This window comes from Pseudomonas sp. Y5-11, assembly GCF_022368695.1.
Lineage (GTDB): Bacteria > Pseudomonadota > Gammaproteobacteria > Pseudomonadales > Pseudomonadaceae > Aquipseudomonas > Aquipseudomonas parakoreensis.
This window is the reverse complement of record NZ_CP058974.1, coordinates 5663644-5683958: the sequence shown is the minus strand read 5'-3', so window position 1 is coordinate 5683958 and position 20315 is coordinate 5663644. Positions and strand designations below refer to the sequence as shown.

Annotated in this window: 15 protein-coding genes; 1 reads left to right on the top strand and 14 read right to left on the bottom strand. The window is 60.8% G+C overall.

The genetic code is table 11. From position 1 onward, the window contains the following. Nucleotides 1-165 precede the first annotated feature (165 nt). The 6 genes from HXW87_RS25595 to arcD (HXW87_RS25570) all read right to left on the bottom strand — a co-directional run bounded on the left by HXW87_RS25595 (nucleotide 166) and on the right by arcD (HXW87_RS25570) (nucleotide 7164). Nucleotides 166-1674: a sigma-54-dependent transcriptional regulator gene (locus HXW87_RS25595; protein WP_131671161.1), complete on the bottom strand. Its 1509-nt coding sequence runs from the start codon at nucleotides 1672-1674 to the stop codon at nucleotides 166-168. A gap of 158 nt (nucleotides 1675-1832) precedes the next feature. Continuing rightward, complete coding sequence (locus HXW87_RS25590) at nucleotides 1833-2195, bottom strand: DUF5064 family protein (protein ID WP_041068604.1); 363 nt, start codon at nucleotides 2193-2195, stop codon at nucleotides 1833-1835. Nucleotides 2196-2258: 63 nt separating this feature from the next. Beyond that, on the bottom strand, nucleotides 2259-3188 hold the full coding sequence (gene arcC, locus HXW87_RS25585; RefSeq protein WP_115984261.1) for a carbamate kinase: 930 nt from the start codon (nucleotides 3186-3188) through the stop codon (nucleotides 2259-2261). A gap of 177 nt (nucleotides 3189-3365) precedes the next feature. Next, nucleotides 3366-4376 carry an ornithine carbamoyltransferase gene (locus HXW87_RS25580; RefSeq protein WP_047296014.1) on the bottom strand — a complete coding sequence of 337 codons (1011 nt, stop codon included), beginning with the start codon at nucleotides 4374-4376 and terminating at the stop codon, nucleotides 3366-3368. 69 nt (nucleotides 4377-4445) lie between these two features. Then, complete coding sequence (gene arcA, locus HXW87_RS25575; RefSeq protein ID WP_047296012.1) at nucleotides 4446-5702, bottom strand: arginine deiminase; 1257 nt, start codon at nucleotides 5700-5702, stop codon at nucleotides 4446-4448. A gap of 34 nt (nucleotides 5703-5736) precedes the next feature. Beyond that, the gene (gene arcD, locus HXW87_RS25570; protein WP_041068609.1) at nucleotides 5737-7164 is read right to left on the bottom strand and encodes an arginine-ornithine antiporter; all 1428 of its coding nucleotides are present in this window, start codon (nucleotides 7162-7164) and stop codon (nucleotides 5737-5739) included. A 590-nt stretch (nucleotides 7165-7754) separates the two neighbouring features. Between arcD (HXW87_RS25570) and arcD (HXW87_RS25565) the strand changes: the two genes are divergently transcribed. Next, nucleotides 7755-9182 (top strand): arginine-ornithine antiporter, encoded by a 1428-nt coding sequence (gene arcD / locus HXW87_RS25565; protein ID WP_239777962.1) that lies wholly within the window; start codon nucleotides 7755-7757, stop codon nucleotides 9180-9182. 94 nt (nucleotides 9183-9276) lie between these two features. Here arcD (HXW87_RS25565) and HXW87_RS25560 read toward each other — a convergent pair whose 3' ends face one another. The 8 genes from HXW87_RS25560 to gap form a co-directional block, all read right to left on the bottom strand. After that, nucleotides 9277-10623, bottom strand: coding sequence for a CoA transferase (locus HXW87_RS25560; protein WP_239777961.1), 1347 nt, complete (start codon nucleotides 10621-10623; stop codon nucleotides 9277-9279). Between the two features lie 188 nt (nucleotides 10624-10811). After that, nucleotides 10812-12950, bottom strand: coding sequence for a methyl-accepting chemotaxis protein (locus HXW87_RS25555; protein ID WP_239777960.1), 2139 nt, complete (start codon nucleotides 12948-12950; stop codon nucleotides 10812-10814). A gap of 390 nt (nucleotides 12951-13340) precedes the next feature. Then, nucleotides 13341-13736: a YbaN family protein gene (locus HXW87_RS25550; RefSeq protein ID WP_239777959.1), complete on the bottom strand. Its 396-nt coding sequence runs from the start codon at nucleotides 13734-13736 to the stop codon at nucleotides 13341-13343. A 169-nt stretch (nucleotides 13737-13905) separates the two neighbouring features. Then, entirely contained in the window at nucleotides 13906-14502 is a 597-nt protein-coding gene (locus HXW87_RS25545; RefSeq protein ID WP_047296003.1) for a biliverdin-producing heme oxygenase, read from the bottom strand. A 111-nt stretch (nucleotides 14503-14613) separates the two neighbouring features. Continuing rightward, nucleotides 14614-17199, bottom strand: a complete 2586-nt coding sequence (locus HXW87_RS25540) for a TonB-dependent receptor (protein ID WP_239777958.1) — start codon at nucleotides 17197-17199, stop codon at nucleotides 14614-14616. A gap of 122 nt (nucleotides 17200-17321) precedes the next feature. After that, entirely contained in the window at nucleotides 17322-18287 is a 966-nt protein-coding gene (locus HXW87_RS25535) for a FecR domain-containing protein (RefSeq protein WP_239777957.1), read from the bottom strand. Nucleotides 18288-18411: 124 nt separating this feature from the next. Next, entirely contained in the window at nucleotides 18412-18930 is a 519-nt protein-coding gene (locus tag HXW87_RS25530) for a sigma-70 family RNA polymerase sigma factor (RefSeq protein WP_182401048.1), read from the bottom strand. Between the two features lie 177 nt (nucleotides 18931-19107). Beyond that, nucleotides 19108-20109, bottom strand: coding sequence for a type I glyceraldehyde-3-phosphate dehydrogenase (gap, locus tag HXW87_RS25525; RefSeq protein ID WP_086791885.1), 1002 nt, complete (start codon nucleotides 20107-20109; stop codon nucleotides 19108-19110). Nucleotides 20110-20315: the final 206 nt, after the last annotated feature.

Below are 20315 nucleotides of genomic sequence, written 5' to 3'. Positions count from 1 at the left end.
TTTCAGTACAGATGGAGGTCGTTTTCAAGTAGAAAAATACAAATTTTGAACTGGAAACCCGGACTGTAGGAGCTGCCGAAGGCTGCGATCTTTTGATTTTGTTTTTTAAGATCAAGATCAAAAGATCGCAGCCTTCGGCAGCTCCAACAGGGGGTTAGGGTGAATTTAAGACTTGCCCGGAATGCCGTACTTGCGCAGGCGATGGGCGATTGCCGTGTGCGAAGTCTGCAGGCGGCTGGCCAGTTGGCGGGTCGAGGGGTAGCTGACGTAGAGTTTTTCCAGCAGCGTTTTTTCGAAGGACTCGACGGCTTGTTCAAGGCTCTCGACGTCGCTGTCGGTCTGCCGCGCCACCGAAGTACCGGCAATGTCGAGGTCACCGATGTCCACCAGACTGCTTTCGCAGATCGCCGCCGCGCGGAAGATCACGTTCTGCAACTGCCGCACGTTGCCCGGCCAGCGGTTGCCGAGCAGTGCCGGATAGGTACCGGGCGCGAGGCGGCAGACCGGCCGCTGAATCTGTGCACAGGCCTGCTGCATGAAGTAGCGCGCCAGCAACAGGATGTCCTGACCGCGTTCGCGCAGCGGCGGCACTTCGACGTTGAGCACGTTGAGGCGATAGAACAGGTCTTCGCGGAACAGACCTTCGCTGACCATTTTTTCCAGATCACGGTGGGTCGCGCTGAGGATCCGCACGTTGACCTTCACCTCGCGGTCGCCACCCACGCGGCGGAAGCTGCCGTCGTTGAGAAAACGCAGCAGTTTGGCCTGCAAGTACGGCGACATCTCGCCGATTTCGTCGAGAAACACTGTGCCCTGGTTCGCCAGTTCCATCAGCCCCGGTTTGCCGCCACGTTGCGCGCCGGTGAAGGCGCCGGGGGCATAGCCGAACAGCTCGCTCTCGGCGAGGTTCTCCGGCAGGGCCGCGCAGTTCAGGGCGAGGAACGGCGCACTGTGTCGCGTACTGATCGCATGGCAGGCGCGGGCCACCAGCTCTTTGCCGGTGCCGGTTTCGCCCTGAATCAGCAGCGGTGCATCAAGGGCGGCGACCCGTTGCGCGCGGGCCTTGAGGGTGCGGATCGCCGGGGATTCGCCGAGCAGCGCATCGAAACCTTCGGCATGGTCGTGGTGCAACGCCGAGAGTTGTTCGCCGATACGGTTCGGTTGATACAGGGTCAGCAGCGCGCCGGCGTCGGTGATCGGCGTGGCGTCGAGCAACAGGGTCTGGCCATTGACGGTGATCTCGCGCAGCGGCAGACGGAAGCCTTGTTCGAGCAGGGCGTCCAGCAGTCCCGGATCGTTGAACAGTTCAGAGACGCTTTCACCCGCCGGTTCGCGTCCATACAGCGCGATCAGTGCCGGGTTGGCCAGCAGCACTTTCCCGGCGCTGTCGAGGGCGAGCACCGGATCGGTCATCGCTGCGAGCAATGCATCGAGCTGCAGGTGCCGACGCTGGCCGGGGAGGATGTCGACCACCGTGACCGCTTCGACACCGCGCACCCTGAACAGCGCATCTTTGAGTTCTTCGAGCACTTGCGGGCTCAAGGTCGGGGCGTCGATGTAGACGTTGGGCGGAATCATCTCCACCGCATCCAGATTGAGATTGCGCCCACCGAGGATCGCCAGGACTTCCTGGGTGATGCCGACGCGGTCGATGAAGCTGACGTGGATACGCATGGGGCGGTTCAGTGTTCTGGAATGCGGAGGGGGGCAAGTATGCCTTGGGGCGGGGGATTGGTGAAATCAGATCAAAAGATCGCAGCCTTCGGCAGCTCCTACAGAGAAACGCGATAAATGTAGGAGCTGCCGAAGGCTGCGATCTTTTGATTCTGGGGTTATTCGAAGTGCTCGGGATTGACCGGATCTCCGGATTGCATATTCAACTTCTGCCGAATGTCCTCAAACATCAGATCGTAATGCTTGTGCACCGAGCCGATCTGGCTGTGAGCCTTTGGAATCCCGTACTTCTCGGCAATCCGGGTCACGTCGCGGGCGAAGTTGTAAGCTTCTTCCTTGGGCAGGAAAAACGCTTCCTTCATGTCCTTGCCCTGCATATTGCCGTGCAGGGTGAACTGTATCCCTTTGCCTTTTTGCGGATCGGTGAACACTTCATAGTCGAGGCACAGGTCGTAGCTGACGTCATCTGGCGTCAACGCATGTCGCTCGATGTGCAAATGACCGGGGTTGAATATGGCCATGGGTTTCTCCTTCTCAAGGCATGGGAGAAGGGCAGACCCTGGGCCTGCCCCCGGAGTTTCTGGTTATCGATAGCTGATGCCCGGCTTCGCGGTGCTGACACGGGTTCCGGCGGTGCCCTGAACGATGGCTTCGATGTCCGCCAGCGAACCGATCACTGCGACCTTGCCAGTATGGCGCGCGAACTCGCAAGCTGCCTGTACCTTCGGCCCCATGGAACCGGCGGCAAAACCGAGGCGTTCTAGTTCGTCCGGGTGCGCTTCGGCGATGGCTTTCTGGGTTGGCTTGCCGTAATCGATGAATGCCGCGTTGACGTCCGTGGCGATCACCAGCAAGTCGGCCTCCAGTTGCTCGGCCAGCAGCGACGAGCACAGATCCTTGTCGATCACCGCCTCGATGCCCTTGAGGTTACGGTGCTCGTCGTACATGGTCGGAATGCCGCCGCCACCGGCGCAAATGACGATGCTGCCCTTGTCCAGCAGCCACTTGATCGGACGGATTTCGAAGATGCGTTTTGGCCGAGGGCTGGCCACCACGCGGCGGAATTTGTCACCGTCCGGGGCGATGGCCCAGCCTTTTTCAGCGGCGAGCTTTTCTGCTTCGGCTTTCTCGTAGACCGGGCCGATCGGTTTGCTCGGGTTCTGGAAGGCCGGGTCCTTGGCGTCGACTTCAACCTGGGTCAACAGGGTGGCGAACGGCACCTCGAAGTCCAGCAGGTTGCCCAGTTCCTGTTCGATGATGTAGCCGATCATGCCTTCGGTTTCGGCACCGAGCACGTCCAGCGGGTAAGGGGTGACGGAGGTGTACGCCGCTGCTTGCAGCGACAGCAGGCCGACTTGCGGGCCATTGCCGTGGGCGATGACCAGTTGGTTGCCGGGATGAATCTTGGCGATTTGCTCGGTGGCGATGCGGATGTTGGCGCGCTGGTTGTCAGCGGTCATCGGCTCGCCACGGCGGAGCAGGGCGTTACCGCCCAGAGCTACGACGATACGCATGGTGCATGTCCTTCTGGAAAACAGTGAAAGCTCGCAGGACGAATGCGATCCCTGTGGGAGCCGGGCTTGCCCGCGATGGCGGTGGATCAGGCAACATTGTCGCTGGCTGACATACCGCAATCGCTGGCAAGCCAGCTCCCACAGTGACCGTGTCGTGTCAGTGAGAGCTGTATTGGTTTACAGATCCGCCAGGGTCGAGACCAGAATCGCCTTGATCGTGTGCATGCGGTTTTCCGCTTGCTCGAAGGCGATGCAGGCGGGCGACTCGAACACGTCGTCGGTCACTTCGATGCCGTTGGCCAGGTGCGGGTACTGTTCGGCGATCTGTTTGCCGACCTTGGTATCGCTGTTGTGGAACGCCGGCAGGCAGTGCATGAACTTGGTGCGCGGGTTGCCGGTGGCTTTCATCAGCTCGGCGTTGACCTGATACGGCAGCAGTTGCTGGATACGCTCGGCCCAGGCTTCCACCGGTTCGCCCATCGACACCCAGACGTCGGTGTGGATGAAGTCGACGCCTTTGACCGCCGCTTTCGGGTCTTCAGTGAGGGTGATACGTGCACCGGATTCTTCCGCGTATTTCTTGCAGCGATCCACCAGATCGTCATGCGGCCACAGGGCTTTTGGCGCGCAGATGCGCACGTCCATGCCGAGTTTGGCACCGACCAGCAGCAGCGAATTGCCCATGTTGTTGCGCGCATCGCCGAGGTAGGCGTAGCTGATTTCGTGGATCGGCTTGTCGGCGTGTTCACGCATGGTCAGCACGTCGGCGATCATCTGCGTTGGGTGATATTCATCGGTCAGGCCGTTGAACACCGGGACCCCGGCGAACTTCGCCAGCTCTTCGACGATTTCCTGTTTGAAGCCACGGTACTCGATGGCGTCGTACATGCGACCCAGCACGCGGGCCGTGTCTTTCATGCTTTCCTTGTGGCCGATCTGCGATGAGTTCGGGTCAATGTAGGTGACGTTGGCGCCTTGGTCGTAGGCCGCTACTTCGAACGCGCAGCGGGTGCGGGTCGAGGTTTTTTCGAAGATCAGGGCGATGTTATTGCCCTTGAGGTGTTGCTGCTCGGTGCCGGTGTATTTCGCGCGCTTCAGATCGCGGGACAGGTCGAGCAGATAACGCAGCTCGCGCGGGGTGTGGTGTTCCAGGCTGAGCAGGTTACGGTTGTGGATGTTGAACGCCATGATGATTCTCCTTGGATTCGGTAATCGGCCCGGCCGCTACAGGGTGAGTGCGGCCGGGGAGATGGTCGTTTAGTAATCGATTGGGTCGCGGATGATCGGGCAGGTCATGCAGTGGCCGCCGCCGCGACCACGGCCGAGTTCGCCGGCGCTGATGGTGATGACTTCGACGCCTGCCTTGCGCAGCAGGGTGTTGGTGTAGGTGTTGCGGTCATAGCCGATGACCACGCCCGGTTCTACCGCGACCACGTTGTTGCCGTCGTCCCATTGCTCGCGTTCGGCAGCGAAGCTGTTGCCGCCGGTTTCCACCACGCGCAGCTTCGGCAGGTTGAGGGCTTTGGCCACGGTGTCGAGGAAACTGCCTTCTTCGCGGCGGATGTCGATGCCGCCCTGTTTGCTTTCGTCAGGGCGCAGGGTGAACGCGACGATCTGGTTCACCACTTCCGGGAAAATCGTCACCAGGTCGCGGTCGCAGAAACTGAACACGGTGTCCAGGTGCATCGCGGCGCGGGACTTCGGCAGGCCGGCGACGATGACTTTCTCCACGGCTTTGTTCTTGAACAGGTTCAGCGCCAGTTGGCCGATAGCCTGTCGGGATGAGCGTTCGCCCATGCCGATCAACACCACGCCGTTACCGATCGGCATCACGTCGCCGCCTTCCAGCGTCGAGCTGCCGTGGTCCTTGTCCGGATCGCCGTACCAGATCTCGAAATCGGCGTTGGTGAATTGCGGATGGAATTTGTAGATGGCGGTGGTCAGCAGGGTTTCCTGACGGCGCGCCGGCCAGTACATCGGGTTCAGCGTCACGCCACCGTAGATCCAGCAAGTGGTGTCGCGGGTGAACTGGGTGTTCGGCAGCGGCGGCAGGATGAAGCTGGAGTGGCCGAGGAAGTCGCGGAACATCTGGATGGTCTTGCCACCAAAGCTGTCCGGCAGATCGTCGGCGGACACGCCACCGATCAGGAATTCGGCGATGTGCCGTGGCTCAAGGCTTTTCAGCCAGGATTTGACTTCGCTGATCAGGCCCAGGCCCACCGAATCGGCAGTGACCTTGCGCTCGAGGATCCAGTCCAGTGCTTCCGGGATGGCGACGATGTCGGTCAGCAGGTTGTGCATTTCCAGCACGTCGATCCCGCGTTCACGCATTTTGGTCACGAAGTCGAAGTGGTCGCGCTTGGCCTGGGCGACCCACAGCACGTCGTCAAACAGCAGTTCGTCGCAGTTGTTCGGGGTCAGCCGCTGGTGGGCCAGACCTGGGGAGCAAACCATGACTTTGCGCAGTTTGCCGGCTTCGGAATGGACGCCGTACTTAACTTTTTCCGTGGTCATTGCAGTGATCCTCCAGAGGTAAAAACTTGGGCAATTACAGGGTCAGGAAGCCGTCGTAGAGACCGTAGGCTGCCACCAGGGCACCGACGACCACCGCGGCGAAAATCAGCTTCTCGACGTTGGTGAAAACCGCTTGTTTGAGTTCGAGCTTGGCCTTGGCGAACAGGATCGCGCCGGGGGCATACAGCAGGGCCGAGAGCAGCAGGTACTTCACCCCACCGGCATACAGCAGCCAGACCGCGTAGATCAGGGCGATACCACCGATGATCAGATCCTTGCGCCGCTCGGCCGCGAAGCCTTCGTAGGTTTCGCCGCGTACCGCGAGCAGCAGGGCATAGGCCGCCGACCACAGGTACGGCACCAGAATCATCGAAGTGGCGAGGTAGATCAGCGACAGGTAAGTACTGGCCGAAAACAGGGTGATGATCAGGAACAACTGAACCATCGCGTTGGTCAGCCACAACGCATTGACCGGTACGTGGTTGGCGTTCTCCTTGCGCAGGAACTCCGGCATGGTGTGGTCTTTGGCGGCGGCGAACATGATCTCCGCACACAGCAGCACCCACGACAGCAGCGCGCCCAGCAGCGAGATGATCAGACCGACGCTGATCAGCACCGCGCCCCAGTGACCGACCACGTGCTCGAGCACGGCAGCCATCGACGGGTTCTGCAGTTTGGCCAGTTCCGGCTGGGTCATGATGCCCAGCGACAGCACGTTGACCAGCACCAGGAACAGCAGCACGGTGATGAAGCCGATCACGGTGGCCTTGCCGACGTCGGAGCGTTTTTCCGCCCGGGCCGAGAAGATGCTCGCGCCTTCAATGCCGATGAACACCCACACGGTGACCAGCATCATGTTGCGCACCTGGTTCATCACGCTGCCCAGATCCGGGTTTTTCACGCCCCAGATGTCAGCGGTGAAGATGTCCAGTTTGAAGGCGAAGACCGCGATCAGGACGAACAGCAGCAGCGGCACGACTTTGGCGACGGTGGTCACGAGGTTGATGAATGCCGCTTCCTTGATTCCGCGCAGCACCAGGAAATGCACGGCCCACAGCAGCACCGAGGCGCCGATCACGGCGGCCACCGTGTTGCCTTCGCCGAAAACCGGAAAGAAATACCCGAGGGTACTGAACAACAGAACAAAGTAACCGACGTTACCCAGCCAGGCGCTGATCCAGTAGCCCCAGGCGGACGAGAAACCCATGTAATCGCCGAATCCGGCCTTGGCGTAGGCGTAGACACCGCCGTCCAGGTCAGGCTTGCGATTGGCGAGGGTTTGAAAGACAAAAGCGAGGGTGAGCATGCCGACAGCGGTGATGGCCCAACCGATCAGCACCGCACCGACGTCGGCGCTGGCGGCCATGTTTTGTGGCAAAGAGAATATCCCGCCACCGATCATTGAACCGACTACCAACGCAACCAGTGCACCGAGTCGTAGTTTTCCGGGAGCTTCAGACATTGCATGACTCCATTGCAGGAGAGAAGAGTTCACAGCGTAGTGCCGTTGTCTGTTCAAACAGCTGACTTAGATCAGTTCATGGCCACATTCCATTGTTAATGAATGACTTATGAAAAGGCTGATGGCATAAAGCTGCTGCCCGAAGAGGCCCATTCCAGAGGCTTGCGGCAGATGGGGTTGGGAATTTCTCCTATTACTTTGGAATTATCACGCTAGTTGGTTTTCAGCTTTTGGCAAATTTTTCACATCTGTTTTCAGTACAGAATCGAATAATCAGGATTCGCGCACAAAAGCGATTAGTCGTGCTACGCGTTAGCGTTGTTGGCTATATATAAGAGGGGGGTTGGCGTTATTCAAAAAACGTACTTACGCTTTATCCGTTTAGTTAATACCCGGAAATAGACACACCTTGTGGCGAGGGGATTTATCCCCGATGGGTGGCGTAGCCGCCCCAGATCCATTCAGCGCGGTGTATCAGGCAGAACGAGTTCTCAGGTTTTGGGGCGGCTATGCCACCCATCGGGGATAAATCCCCTCGCCACAGGTATAAACAGGTTTCGAGAACCGTTGTCAGGAAAAGGGAGACTGGAATGTCGCAACCGACGCAAAAGCTGCGCCTTGGTGCGTTGATCGCCCTGGTTGTAGGTTCGATGATTGGCGGGGGAATTTTTTCCCTGCCGCAGAACATGGCCGCGCGCGCCGATGCCGGGGCGATCCTGATTGGCTGGGGAATCACCGCCATCGGCATGCTGACCCTGGCGTTCGTGTTCCAGACCCTCGCCAACCGCAAGCCTGAGCTGGACTCCGGCGTCTACGCCTACGCCAAGGCCGGGTTTGGCGACTACATGGGTTTCTCGTCCGCCTGGGGTTACTGGATCAGCGCCTGGCTGGGCAACGTCGGTTATTTCGTGTTGCTGTTCAGCACGCTCGGTTATTTCTTCCCGGTGTTTGGCCAGGGCAACACGCCGGTCGCCATCGGCTGTGCGTCGGTGCTGCTGTGGGCCGTGCATTTTCTGGTGATGCGCGGGATCAAAGAGGCGGCCTTCATCAATCAGGTGACCACGGTCGCCAAGATCGTGCCGCTGATCATGTTCATCGTGATTGCGGCGGTGGCGTTCAGGGCCGATATCTTTACCCGCGACATCTGGGGCCGCAGCAACCCGAGCTTCGGCGGGGTGATGGATCAGGTGCGCAACATGATGCTGGTGACGGTGTTCGTGTTCATCGGCATCGAGGGCGCCAGCGTGTACTCGGCACGGGCGGAGAAACGCACCGATGTCGGCCGCGCCACGGTGATCGGTTTTCTCGGCGTGCTGGCGCTGCTGGTGCTGGTCAACGTGCTGTCGCTGGGGATCATGAGCCAGCCAGAACTGGCGACCCTGCAAAACCCGTCGCTGGCGGCGGTGCTGGAACACATCGTCGGGCCATGGGGCGCGTTGTTGATCAGCCTTGGTCTGGCGGTTTCGCTGCTCGGCGCGTTGCTGTCGTGGGCGCTGTTGTGCGCCGAAATCCTGTTTGCCACGGCGCGGGACAAGACCATGCCTGCGTTTCTGAAAAAGGAAAACGCCAACCACGTGCCGGTCAATGCGCTCTGGCTGACCAACGTGATGATTCAGATTTTCCTGCTGATCACACTGTTTTCCGCCGGCACCTACACCAGCCTGATCTACCTCGCTTCGTCGATGATTCTGGTGCCGTACCTGTGGTCGGCGGCGTACGCGGTGTTGCTCAGCGGGCGTGGCGAAACCTACGAACATGCCTCGGCCGAGCGCACCAAGGATCTGCTGATCGGCGGCATCGCCCTGTGCTACGCGGTATGGCTGTTGTATGCCGGCGGAGTGAAATACCTGCTGCTGTCGGCGTTGCTGTATGCGCCGGGGGTGGTGCTGTTTGCCAAAGCCAAGCGTGAGCAGGGCGAGCCGTTGTTCAATCATGTCGAGAAGGTGATTTTCACCGGCGTGATCATTGGTGCGGGGCTGGCGGCGTATGGGTTGTACAGCGGGGTGTTGTCGTTGTAGGCGATATCAGTGCGGGCCTCTTCGCGAGCAGGCTCGCTCCCACATTTGTTCCCCTGTGGGAGCGAGCTTGCTCGCGAAGGGGCCCGAATGGTCATCACCATAGCGGGCTGTGTGAACCCAATTCTGTGGCCGGCAACTGCCATTGCAGCGGCGTCCCGCTGATATTCACCGGTACCAGCAAGCGATGCGCCGGCCCCCATGGAGTCTGCTCCAGCGACAGACTTTGATCCTGCGCATCTTCAGCCCGTAACGCTTCGCTCGACCCCGGCCCCTGTTCGATCAACAGCTTGGCGGTGCGCGCCAGCGACAAGCGTGCCGAGCCACCTCGACCCGTCTTCAAACGTTGCGTCAACAGCCGGAGCGCACTCGCCGCCATCAAATACCCGGTTGCATGGTCCAGCGCCTGCACCGGCAGCGGCGTCGGTTGATCCGCGTGCTTCCAGCGCTGCCCGGCCTCGGCGATGCCGCTGCTCATCTGCACCAGACTGTCGAAGCCACGGCGGTTCTTCCACGGGCCGCTCCAGCCGTAGGCGTTGAGGCAGACGTCGATCAGCCCCGGGGCCAGTTGCCGCCGGCGCTCGCTGCCGAAGCCGAGGTGTTCCAGCGCGTCGGCACGGTAGCCGTGCACGAGGATGTCGGCGTCCTTCAGCAGGTTTTCAAACACCACGCGATCTGCCGGTTGCTGCAGATCCAGCCGCGCGCAGCGTTTGCCAAGGGTCATGTCCGGGATGACGCCCGGTTCGTTCCAGGTCGGCGGATCGATGCGCAGCACATTGGCGCCGAGGCCGGCAAGGAAACGGCTGGCGGTGGGGCCGGCAAGCACGCGGGTCAGGTCCAGCACCTTGAGGCCGGCTAGCGGCTGCGCTGCCGAGCCTTGCCACGCGCGGGTGTGTTCATCCTGCGCATCGAGGAAATGCACCAGCGGTTCGGCATTCACTGCCAGCCCCTGCGGATGCTGCTGCCACTGCGCCCAACTGCGCATTTCGGCGGCGCAGCCGTTGGCGTCGACGACTGCTTGTTCCAGATCGGCACTGCGCCATTGCGCGACGTTCGCTGCCATGGCGGCACGGTCGGCGCAGGCGCCCAGCACGCGTTCGGCGGCGGCGCGGTGATGCGGGGCGTTGGTGTGCAGGCGGATCCAGCCGTCCTCGGTTGCGTAGTCACCGGCCACCGGATCCCACAGCGGCGGAACGTTCCAGCCCATCGGACGCAGCGAAGTGGCGAACCAGAACGAGGCCAGACGTCGATCGACCTCCACCGCGGGCAAGTGCCCGGTCTGTTGCCGGAGCAGTTCGCTGACGGCCTGCCCGGCAGCGCCGATGCTGGCGCAGGCCAGGTCGGTCACGGCGAATGCCGAGGGCAGTGCGCCATGGCCCGTGAACGGAATCGGCGTGTGGGGCAAGCCGAGTGCGGCTTGAATGGACGTGAGTAGATCAGTCATCGAAGGCCCTCCGGGAGAGAGGGCGATGATAGTGCAAAAAAATCTCGGGCCAGATGAAATTCCGGACAACCCACGCTGCCCCTTGTGGGAGCTGGCTTGCCAGCGATGACGGTGGATCAGTCAGTACATGAGTGACTGACACACCGCAATCGCTGGCAAGCCAGCTCCCACAGGAACGGTGGTGATTATCAGACGCGGAACTGGTCCATCAGCTTCATCTGCTGGCTTGCCAGGGAATTGAGCTGGCTGCTGATCGCCGCCGACTCAGTCGCTTGCTCGGTCAGCGTTTCGGTCACGGTGCGAATCGCCGAGACGTTGCGGTTGACCTCTTCGGCCACGGCGCTCTGTTGTTCGGCGGCGCTGGCGATCTGCAGGTTCATGTCGCTGATCACGGTGACCGCGTCGCTGATCTTGCCCAGCGCGTCCACGGCCTGACGGATCTGCCCGGCGTTGTTGTGTGCCTGGGTCTGGCTCGAATGCATGGTCGCGACCACGCCACGGGTGCCGGTCTGGATGCGCTCGATGACGATGCGGATTTCTTCCACCGAATCCTGAGTGCGCTTGGCGAGGTTGCGCACCTCGTCGGCGACCACTGCGAAACCACGACCGCTTTCCCCGGCGCGGGCCGCTTCGATGGCGGCGTTGAGCGCCAGCAGGTTGGTTTGTTCGGCGATGCTGCGGATCACTTCCAGCACCGAACCGATCTGCTCGCTGTTGACCGCCAGTGCTTCGACCTCGGTCACCGCTTTGCTGACTTCGTCGGCCAGTTGATTGATGTCGCGGGTGCTGCGTTCGATGATCGACATGCCGTCGCGGGCCGACTGATCGGCGCCCTTGGCGGCGTTTGCTGCGTTCGACGCGCTGTTGGCGACGTCGTGGGCGGTGGCGCTCATTTCGTTGGACGCGGTGGCGACCTGATCGATTTCGCGGAACTGCACCTGCATGCCTTCGCTGGTCTGGCGGGCGATTTCCGAGGATTGATCAGCAGTGCCACGCGCTTCGGTGATGCTCTGTTTGATCTGGGCGATGGTCGGTTGCAGCTTGTCGAGGAAGCGGTTGAACCAGTTCACCAGTTCGCCCAGTTCATCCTTCTTGCTGTAGTTCAGGCGCTGGGTCAGATCGCCTTCACCGCTGGCGATGTTCTTCAGCATTTCAGCGACACTGTTGATCGGCCGGGTCACGCCCGAGGCGGTGAGCCAGATCAGCAGCAAACCGACCAGACCTGCGACCACGGCCACCAGCAGCGCGGTGATGACACCGGTTTCCTGAGCATCGTCGAGCACCGCTTGCAGCTTGACCGAGTCGGCCAGCAGCACCTGTTTCGGCAGGTCGATGACCACGCCCCAGGCCCGCGAATTGCCAATCGGATCGACCGGGTACACCGCGCGAATCAGCTCGCCCTGTTCAAGAATCTTCGGCGTGCCGCTGCTGACCAGTTGCAGCAGGTCCTTGCCGTCGGCGCCGAGGGTATCGCTGATTTTTTTGCCGACCCTGGTCGCGTCGGAACTGTCGGCGCCGAGTACGCCGCTGCCGGAGACGATCAGCATGTGCCCGGCGTTGTTGAACAGGTCGCGCTGGGAGTCCACCGCTGCTGCTTGCAGGGCATCGAGGGCGATGTCGACACCGACCACGCCGATGGCCTTGCCGTCGACGATCAGCGGCACGGAAATGGTGGTCATCAACATTTCCTTGCCGCCCACGGTGTCGGCGTACGGGTCGAGCAGGCAGGTGCGCTTGTTGTCGCGAGGGCAGGTGTACCAGCTGTTGTACGGCGTGCCGCTGACGCTGAGGGTGGTCTTGGTCATGTCTTCTTCGACCATGATCGTGTTCAGCGCGGAACCGGCAGCGCGGCTCCAGTAGGTCGCAAAGCGCCCGGCTTCGTTGGACTGGCGCGCAGCATCGTTGACGAACTCGCTGTCCTTGCCATCAAGGCCGTTGGGTTCGAAAGCGAGCCAGATGCCGAGCACCTTGTCGTTGCGCTCGAACGCGGTTTTCAGGCTCTGGTTCAACTCTTCACGCAGGGCACCGGCGTCCAGCGAACGCTTGGCGGCCATCACCCGCATGTCCTTGATCTGGTCGGCCAGGGCAGTGATCACCGTCAGGCTTTCGCCAAAGGTCTTCTGTACCCGCACCGCTTGCTCGGCTGCCTTGGCCTGCAACAGGTTTTGCACACTGGCGGTGAGCATTTTGCTGCTGGAGTCACTGACCAGATCGTCGTTCTGGTTGGTCTGGTAAATATTCATGCCGACGATCAGCGCGACCACACCGAGCAGACACAGACCGGAGAGCAGGACGATTTTCAGGCGAATGGAAAGAGAGTCGAACATGGGGCGATCTCGTGAATGAATGAGCAGGTGGCCGCGGGGATGAACTACCCGGTTCGCCAAATCCATTCAGCGCCATGCATTGCTCATCGGCGCACAGCGACGGCGCATGAGGCGCTCGCCGACGAACGGTCAGCGCTAAACGTTTGCGCAGGGGAATGTGCTGAAAAGGCGATTAATTACAGGGAAGTTTCAGCCTGGTGAACACTGAGGAGCTTTTGGTGATGAGGCTTTGTGGTGAGGGGATTCATCCCCGATGGACTGCGCAGCAGGCCCAAAACCTGACAACCATTTTTAACTGAAACTCTGCGGAGCCTGATTAGTGGCTGCTGCGCAGCCATCGGGGATGAATCCCCTCACCACAAAAGCTCATTTGCCAAAAATAGCGGGCGGTCAGGCGGGGGGCGGGATCGTTTCCGGGCGCGACCAGATCCACAGATTGCCCAGGCTCATTCCGGCAATCGCCAGATACACCGGCCAGCCGTGGTCGAGCATCACCAGCATCAGTGTCGCGCACAGCAGCATGCTGACGGTGGCGCTGACCTTGGCCTTGCGCGCGATGATCTTGCCGTTGCGCCAGTTGCTCAGGATCGGCCCGAACAGCCGATGGTTTTCCAGCCAGGCACTCAGGCGCGGCGAGCTGCGGGTCGCAGCCCAGGCGGCGAGCAGGATGAACTCGGTGGTCGGCAGGCCGGGCACGACGATGGCGATCAGGCCAATGCCGAGACTGACATAGGCCAGCAGGCCGAACAGCAGGCGGGCGAGTTTTGAGGAGGCGGGTTGCGGCATGGGCTCGGGGAGTACAGTGAGACGAAACGGGAATCTTACAGACTTGTCGAGACCCCTGTGGGAGCTGGCTTGCCAGCGATAGCGATGTATCAGTCGAAATAGATCTTGTCTGACCCGCCGCCATCGCTGGCAAGCCAGCTCCCACAGGGTTTTGTGTTGTGCCGGTAAATCAGGCCGGTTCGGCTTCGGTGGCGTAAGCCTGTTCCAGCAACACGGTGAAGCGGTTGAACGCGTCGATTGCGCCTTGCTCGACTTCGGCTTCCTCTTCGGCGGTGAACGGCAGGGAGTCGAGAATACGCACGAAGCTTTTCCAACCCTCGGCGCGGCCACCTTCCGGTTCACCCAGGTGGCGGGCGCCGAAGGTTTCGCTCAGCTCCAGCGCCACCGCGCGTTTGATCAGGAACGCAGCGCCCAGCTTCGAGCCTTCGGAGACGAAGATCCAGCCGAGGGCGCGGGCCTTGCTCGGGTTTTTCAGCGCACCGGCCACCGGTGCCGGGATGTCGGTATCGAGGTCCGCCAGGTCAGCCTTGGCCGCTTCGGCGCGGCAACGGGCCGGCAGATCCGGGACGATGGCCGTCAGTTCGGCGTTGTTATAGAGATCGACCAGTTCCGACTGAAACAGGTACTGTGCGACCACGAAACGCGCAAAGTTGGCGCGGGTTTCGAACGGCGCGTGGGCTTTGACCAGCGCGTCGAGCTTGCTGTGCGGCTCGTGGGTGATCTGGTTCAGGCGTTGTGAACGCAGGGCTTTTTCCGAAGTGGTCATGGGGTGTCCTTGATAAAAGAGGCGCTTGATAACGAGACGAACGGGCAGGTGCCAAACCGTAAAAAAAGCCCCGCGACGCGTCGGTCAACGCGCGCCGCAGGGCCGTGCGGATCAGATGTCCCAGACCAGATTGATCGCGAAGTTGCGGCCCGGCTGGGTCAGGCGATCGAGGTTGGCCGGTTGCGTCACCGAAGCTTCGCCGACGCTGTCGTAACCGCGCACGTCATCCCACAGCCAGTACTTCTTGTCGGTGAGGTTGTAGATGCCGCCGCTGACGGTGACGTCGTCAGTGACTTTGTAATAACCGGCCAGATCCAGAATGCCGAAGCCCGGGGTCTTGAACTGGCTGCTGACGCCATCCGGCGACTTGAAGTTGCTGTCGTCGACGCGGTCCTTTTTCTTCACCAAGGTCCAGCTCAGCAGGCCGCCGTAGTGGTCCTGGTCGTAACCCAGACCGAATACGCCGGTCAGCGGATTGACGCTGTTGAGCGGCTCGCCATTGTCGTTGTTGCGACCGTAGGCGTAAGCAATTGATCCCTGGGTGTAGAGGCCTTGCGGCGCGCCGAACGCATCGAGGTTCAGGCGACCTTTGACTTCGGCACCCTTGATGGTCGCGTGCTTGATGTTGCTCGACTGGAAGGTCAGCTCGTCGTAGCCAGGCGTGACGGCGTCTTCGTTGATGAAGTCGCGGTACTTGTTATAGAACACCGCCACGTCGAACGAGCCTTGCTCGAAGTTGCCGCGCAGACCGGTTTCATAGCTTTTGCTTTTTTCCGGTTCCAGGTTCGGGTTCGGCGCCACGTTGTAGCCGGTGGTGCTGTTTTCAAAGCGCCCGTACAGCGCTTTCGCAGTCGGCGTGCGGAAGCCTTCGGCGTACTGGCCGTACCAGGTGTAGTTGTCGGTCAGGGCGTAAGTCAGGCCGAATTTGGGCGAGACTTTGTGCCAGGTCTTGTTCTCGTCGCTGACGGTGCCGTTGCCGTCGGCGGCCACGGTGTTGAGGAATTCTTCAGTGATGTGCGGCTTGAGCTGGGTGTAGTCGTAGCGCAGGCCAGGCAGGAAGGTCCACTTGTTCCAGCTGATCTGATCCTGGGCAAACAGGCTGTAGGTGTTGATGGTCGGGTCCTGGAAGTCGCTGGATTTTTTCAGCACATCCGCCGCGCTGGTGGCGCCGATGGCGGTGCAGCCACGGCCGACAGCCAGGCATTTGCCGTCGCCACTGCGCGAGCCGGTGACTTTCTGCTGCTTGATCGTGGTGCCGTAGGTCAGCACGTGATCGGTGTCACCGATGGCGAAGGCCTTGTCCAGTTGCGCGTCGAATACCCACTGTTTTTCCTCGTAGACCGTGTCGCGGGTGCGCAGCACTTTACGGGTCATCGGGTAGTAGAACTCTTCAGTGCTCTGGTCGGTCTTGGCGATCTGGTGGTTCAGGCTCCACTTCACGTTATCGGCCAGCAGGCTGTCGAGGGCGAAGCTGTGTTCGAGGCCGAAACGCTCGCGGGTGATGGTGTCGTTGCCGGTACGCCACTGGTACATGCCGCCGGGCAGCACGCTGTTGGGGATGGTCGGGGCACCGTTGAAGTATGGGCCGCCGTAGGCACTTTTCTGATCGGTGTCGCGGTCGTCCTTGTACTTCTCGTAGGTCAGGCCCAGACGCGAATCGTCGTTGTAGTTCCAGCCGATCTTCGCCAGCACGTTGGTGGCTTTGACGTCTTCCGGGTTGGCGGCGGTGCGCGCAAGGCCGGTGCCGTTGTTGCTGCCGTAGGAATCGGTTTCGTGACCGTCGCGCTGGCTGAAGTGCAGCAAGCCGTCGAACTGCTCGGCACGCCCGGCAACCGTGGCGGATTTCAGCCAGCTCTCATCGGCGGAGCTGTAGCCGGTCTTCAACCGGGCACCGACATCTTTGCCGGGCTTGATGATGTCGTCCGGGTCGAGGGTGTAGTAGCTGACGGCGCCGCCGATGGCGTTGCTGCCGTAGAGCACCGAGGCCGGGCCCCGGAGGATTTCCACGCGTTTGATGATTTCCGGGTCGACGTAATTGCGCTGGGTCTTGGCGTACGGGCCGTTGAAGAAACCGTCCGGCACTTCGACGCCGTCAACCTGAGTGAGGATGCGGTCGCCGTCGATGCCGCGAATGTTGTAGCCACTGATACCGCCGCGCTGACCGGCGCCGCCGACGGACACGCCCGGCTCGTAGCGCACCAGATCCTTGAGGGTGTTGACGTTGTTGCGGTCCAGGTCCTGGCGGGTCTGCACGGTGACTGTGGCCGGCACGCTGTTGACCGACTGTTCCTGGCGGGTGGCGCTGATGGTCACCTGATCCAGATTCAAGGTGCCGCTGGTGCTGCGTTTTTCCAGCACCACGTTGTTGTTGCTCAGCTTGCGGAAGCTCAGGTTGGTCCCCACCAACAGGCGTTCCAGCGCTTTCTCCGGCGGCAGCGAACCGCGCACGCCCGGCGACGATACGCCCTGACCCAGTTCCGCCGGCAAGCCGACCTGCCAACCGGTGACGCTGGTAAAGGCATTGAGCGCCGACACCAGCGGTTGCTGGCCAATCGAGAACGAGTAATCACCCATGTTGCGTGCCGGTTGCTCGGTGGCAGCCATCAGCGGTGCGGTGCCGGCCATGAGGATGGCAGCCGTCAGCAGCGACAATACGCGGGAAGGGGAAGCAGTCTGGCGGGTAAGGCGAGAGGACATCGATAGCGCTCCGTGTCGCACGAATCTTTATAGGTGCTGATCCGCCTCCGAAGATGCGAATCAATTGCATTGGCTATAACGAGACGAACGGGGTTTTGCTATCGAGTAAAAATAATTCTCATTTAGTTCAGGATCACCAGCGCCGGGAATTCCTGCAGGCGCGCCGAGGTGATGTGGGCGAGGGAACGCACGACGTCCAGCGGTTGGTCGAGACGGTAATTGCCGGTGACGTTGACGTCGGCCAACTGCTCGTTGGTGTTGATGATCCAGCCCGGGTAGTAGCGGCGCAGTTCGGCCAGCACCTTGTCGAGCGGACAGTTTTCAAAGATCAACCGGCCCTGGACCCAGGCCAGGTCGGTGGCGGCATCGAGTTTGGCCGGACGATCGAAACCGTTGGGGCCGATACGGATGCTTTCGCCGGCGCTCAAACGCACGCGCGCGTCGTTGTGGGTGGCGCGCAGATCGACATCGCCGCGCTGCACATTGACCTGCGCCACGCCGTCCAGATAGCGCACGGCGAACGCGGTGTCGCGCACGCTGGCCTGCACCGGGCCGGCATCGATTTCCAGTGGCTGAGCCCGGTTGGCCGCTACCTCGAAAAACGCTTCGCCCTGATACAGTCGCGCCACACGCTGGCGCTCATTGATGCTGCTGGAGAAGGCCGAGTTGGTGTTGAGCAGCACCTTGGAACCGTCCTCCAGTTGCAGGCGCTGACGCTCGCCGACCACGGTCAGATGATCGGCCTGCAGGCGCATCGGCAGATTGCTGAAACTGAACAGGCCGAGGATCAGCACCGCAGCAGTCGCCAACGGTTTCCAGTGCGGGCGCAGACGTTTGATGAGCGTCACTTTCGCGGGTGTCGCAGCGAGACTCTGCGCGCATTGCACCACGTGCGGCCCGTCCCAGATCGCCTGGGCCCTGGCGAACGCCTCGGCATTCAACGGATCGGCAGCCAACCACGCGTGAAATTGCCGGGTCTGCTCTTCGTCCGCACTGCCGAGCACAATGAGCCAGTCCAGAGCCTGGTCCATTGCACGGGCGGCGTCCTGCGCCGTGTCGGGCGAAGGCGGGCGGTGGGTGTCCGTCACGGTGTTTCCTCGGCAGTGTCTGTGCACGGCTGTTGTTTTAGTGAAGCGTAAAAGTCGCGCAAGGGTAGCAAAGCCCGCTGATCAGTGCAGTCGATGCTGATGCTGACAGAAATCGCCTGCGACCTCAGGCGCCATTCAAGCGCTCGGCGACACCGATGCAGATCGACATGATCAGCTTGAGTTCCTTCTGCACGGTGCTGAGCGACACGTTCAACTCGTCGGCGATTTCCTGATAACTGTGCCCGTGCAGGCGGCTGAGGATGAAGATTTGCTGCTGACGCGGGCTGAGTTGACTGATGCTCACGTTCAGGCGCTCCAGCAATTGTTCGGCGTGGGCGGCGTCTTCGGCGCTGCTGGCAGGGGCGGCGACGCTGTGCACCACGTCCTGCGGCACGTCATCGACCATGGTTCGCGAATGGATCTTGCGCGCACGCAGGTGATCCAGCGCCAGATTGCGCGCGGTCTGGAACACGAAGGGTTCAAGGTGATCGATGGCGCGCTCGCTCAACGCTCGCGTGACGCGCAGGTAGGTTTCCTGCAACAGGTCTTCGGCGGTGCTGTGATTGTTGACCATCCGCTCGATCGTACGCAGCAGGGACGTGCGCTGAGCGAGGAAGACGTGATTGAAGCGCGATTGACTCACGGGGGAACCTGATCCATTTCGAGCGAATGATAATGCTTATCATCTAGTCGAGTGGTCAAGTGTTGTTTTGAACGAAGCAAATGTAGGAGCTGCCGAAGGCTGCGATCTTTTGATGTTGCTTTTAAAACAAGATCAAAAGATCGCAGCCTGCGGCAGCTCCTACAGGGGCGGGCGGGATTATTCGGCGTTGCAGAGCGCCAGGCAGTTATCCAGCATGCGGTTGGAGAAGCCCCATTCGTTGTCGTACCAAGCCAGCACCTTCAGCAGTTTGCCGCTGGATTTGGTGTGATTGGCGTCGAAGATCGACGACAGCGGGTTGTGGTTGAAGTCGCTGGAAACCAGCGGCAACGTGTTGTAACCCAAAATTTTCGAGTGCTGGCTGGCGGCTTTCATCAGCGCGTTGACCTCGTCAGCCGTGGCTTCCTTCTTCAACTGCACGGTCAGGTCCACCAGCGACACATTGATCACCGGCACCCGCACGGCCATGCCGGTCAGTTTGCCCGCCAGTTCCGGCAACACCAGGCCTACCGCTTCGGCGGCGCCGGTCTTGCTCGGGATCATGTTCTGCGTGGCCGAACGCGCGCGGTACGGGTCGGTGTGATAGACGTCGGTGAGGTTCTGGTCGTTGGTGTAGGCATGAATCGTGGTCATCAGACCGCTTTCAATGCCCAGTTCGCGGTGCAGCACCTGCGCCACGGGCGCCAGGCAGTTGGTGGTGCACGAAGCGTTGGAGATGATCTGGTGCGACTGGCGCAGAATGTCGTGGTTCACGCCGTAAACGACGGTAGCGTCGGCGCCTTTGGCCGGGGCCGAGATAATGACTTTGCGCGCGCCGGCAGTAATATGCGCGGCCGCTTTGGCGCGGTCGGTGAACAGACCGGTGCATTCGAACACCACATCGATCTTTTCCGCGGCCCATGGCAGCTCGGCCGGGTTGCGAATGGCGCTGACCGCAATGCGGTCGCCATTGACCGTCAGGCTCTCATTGTCATGGGCCACTTCGGCATCGAATGTGCCGTGAACGGTGTCGTATTTGAGCAGATGGGCATTGATGGCGCTGTCGCCCAGATCGTTGATGGCGACGATCTGCAAATCCTGTCGATAGCCTTGGGTATACAGTGCGCGCAGGACATTACGGCCGATGCGGCCAAAACCATTGATTGCGATTCGAAGAGTCATTGAACAGCGCCGCCGTCGTTTTGTTGTTGGAATTACAAGATTATTCGCATAAAAATAGAAAACAAGCCTTTTTAGTGGCAATATTTTGTTTTATCTACAACGAGTGACCTGAATCAACTGGTCCGAATGGTCAAAAAAGCCGTCTGTCATTCCAACAACAACGGCGTTTGATCAGCATAGACAATCAGGTCGCCACATCCGTTAGC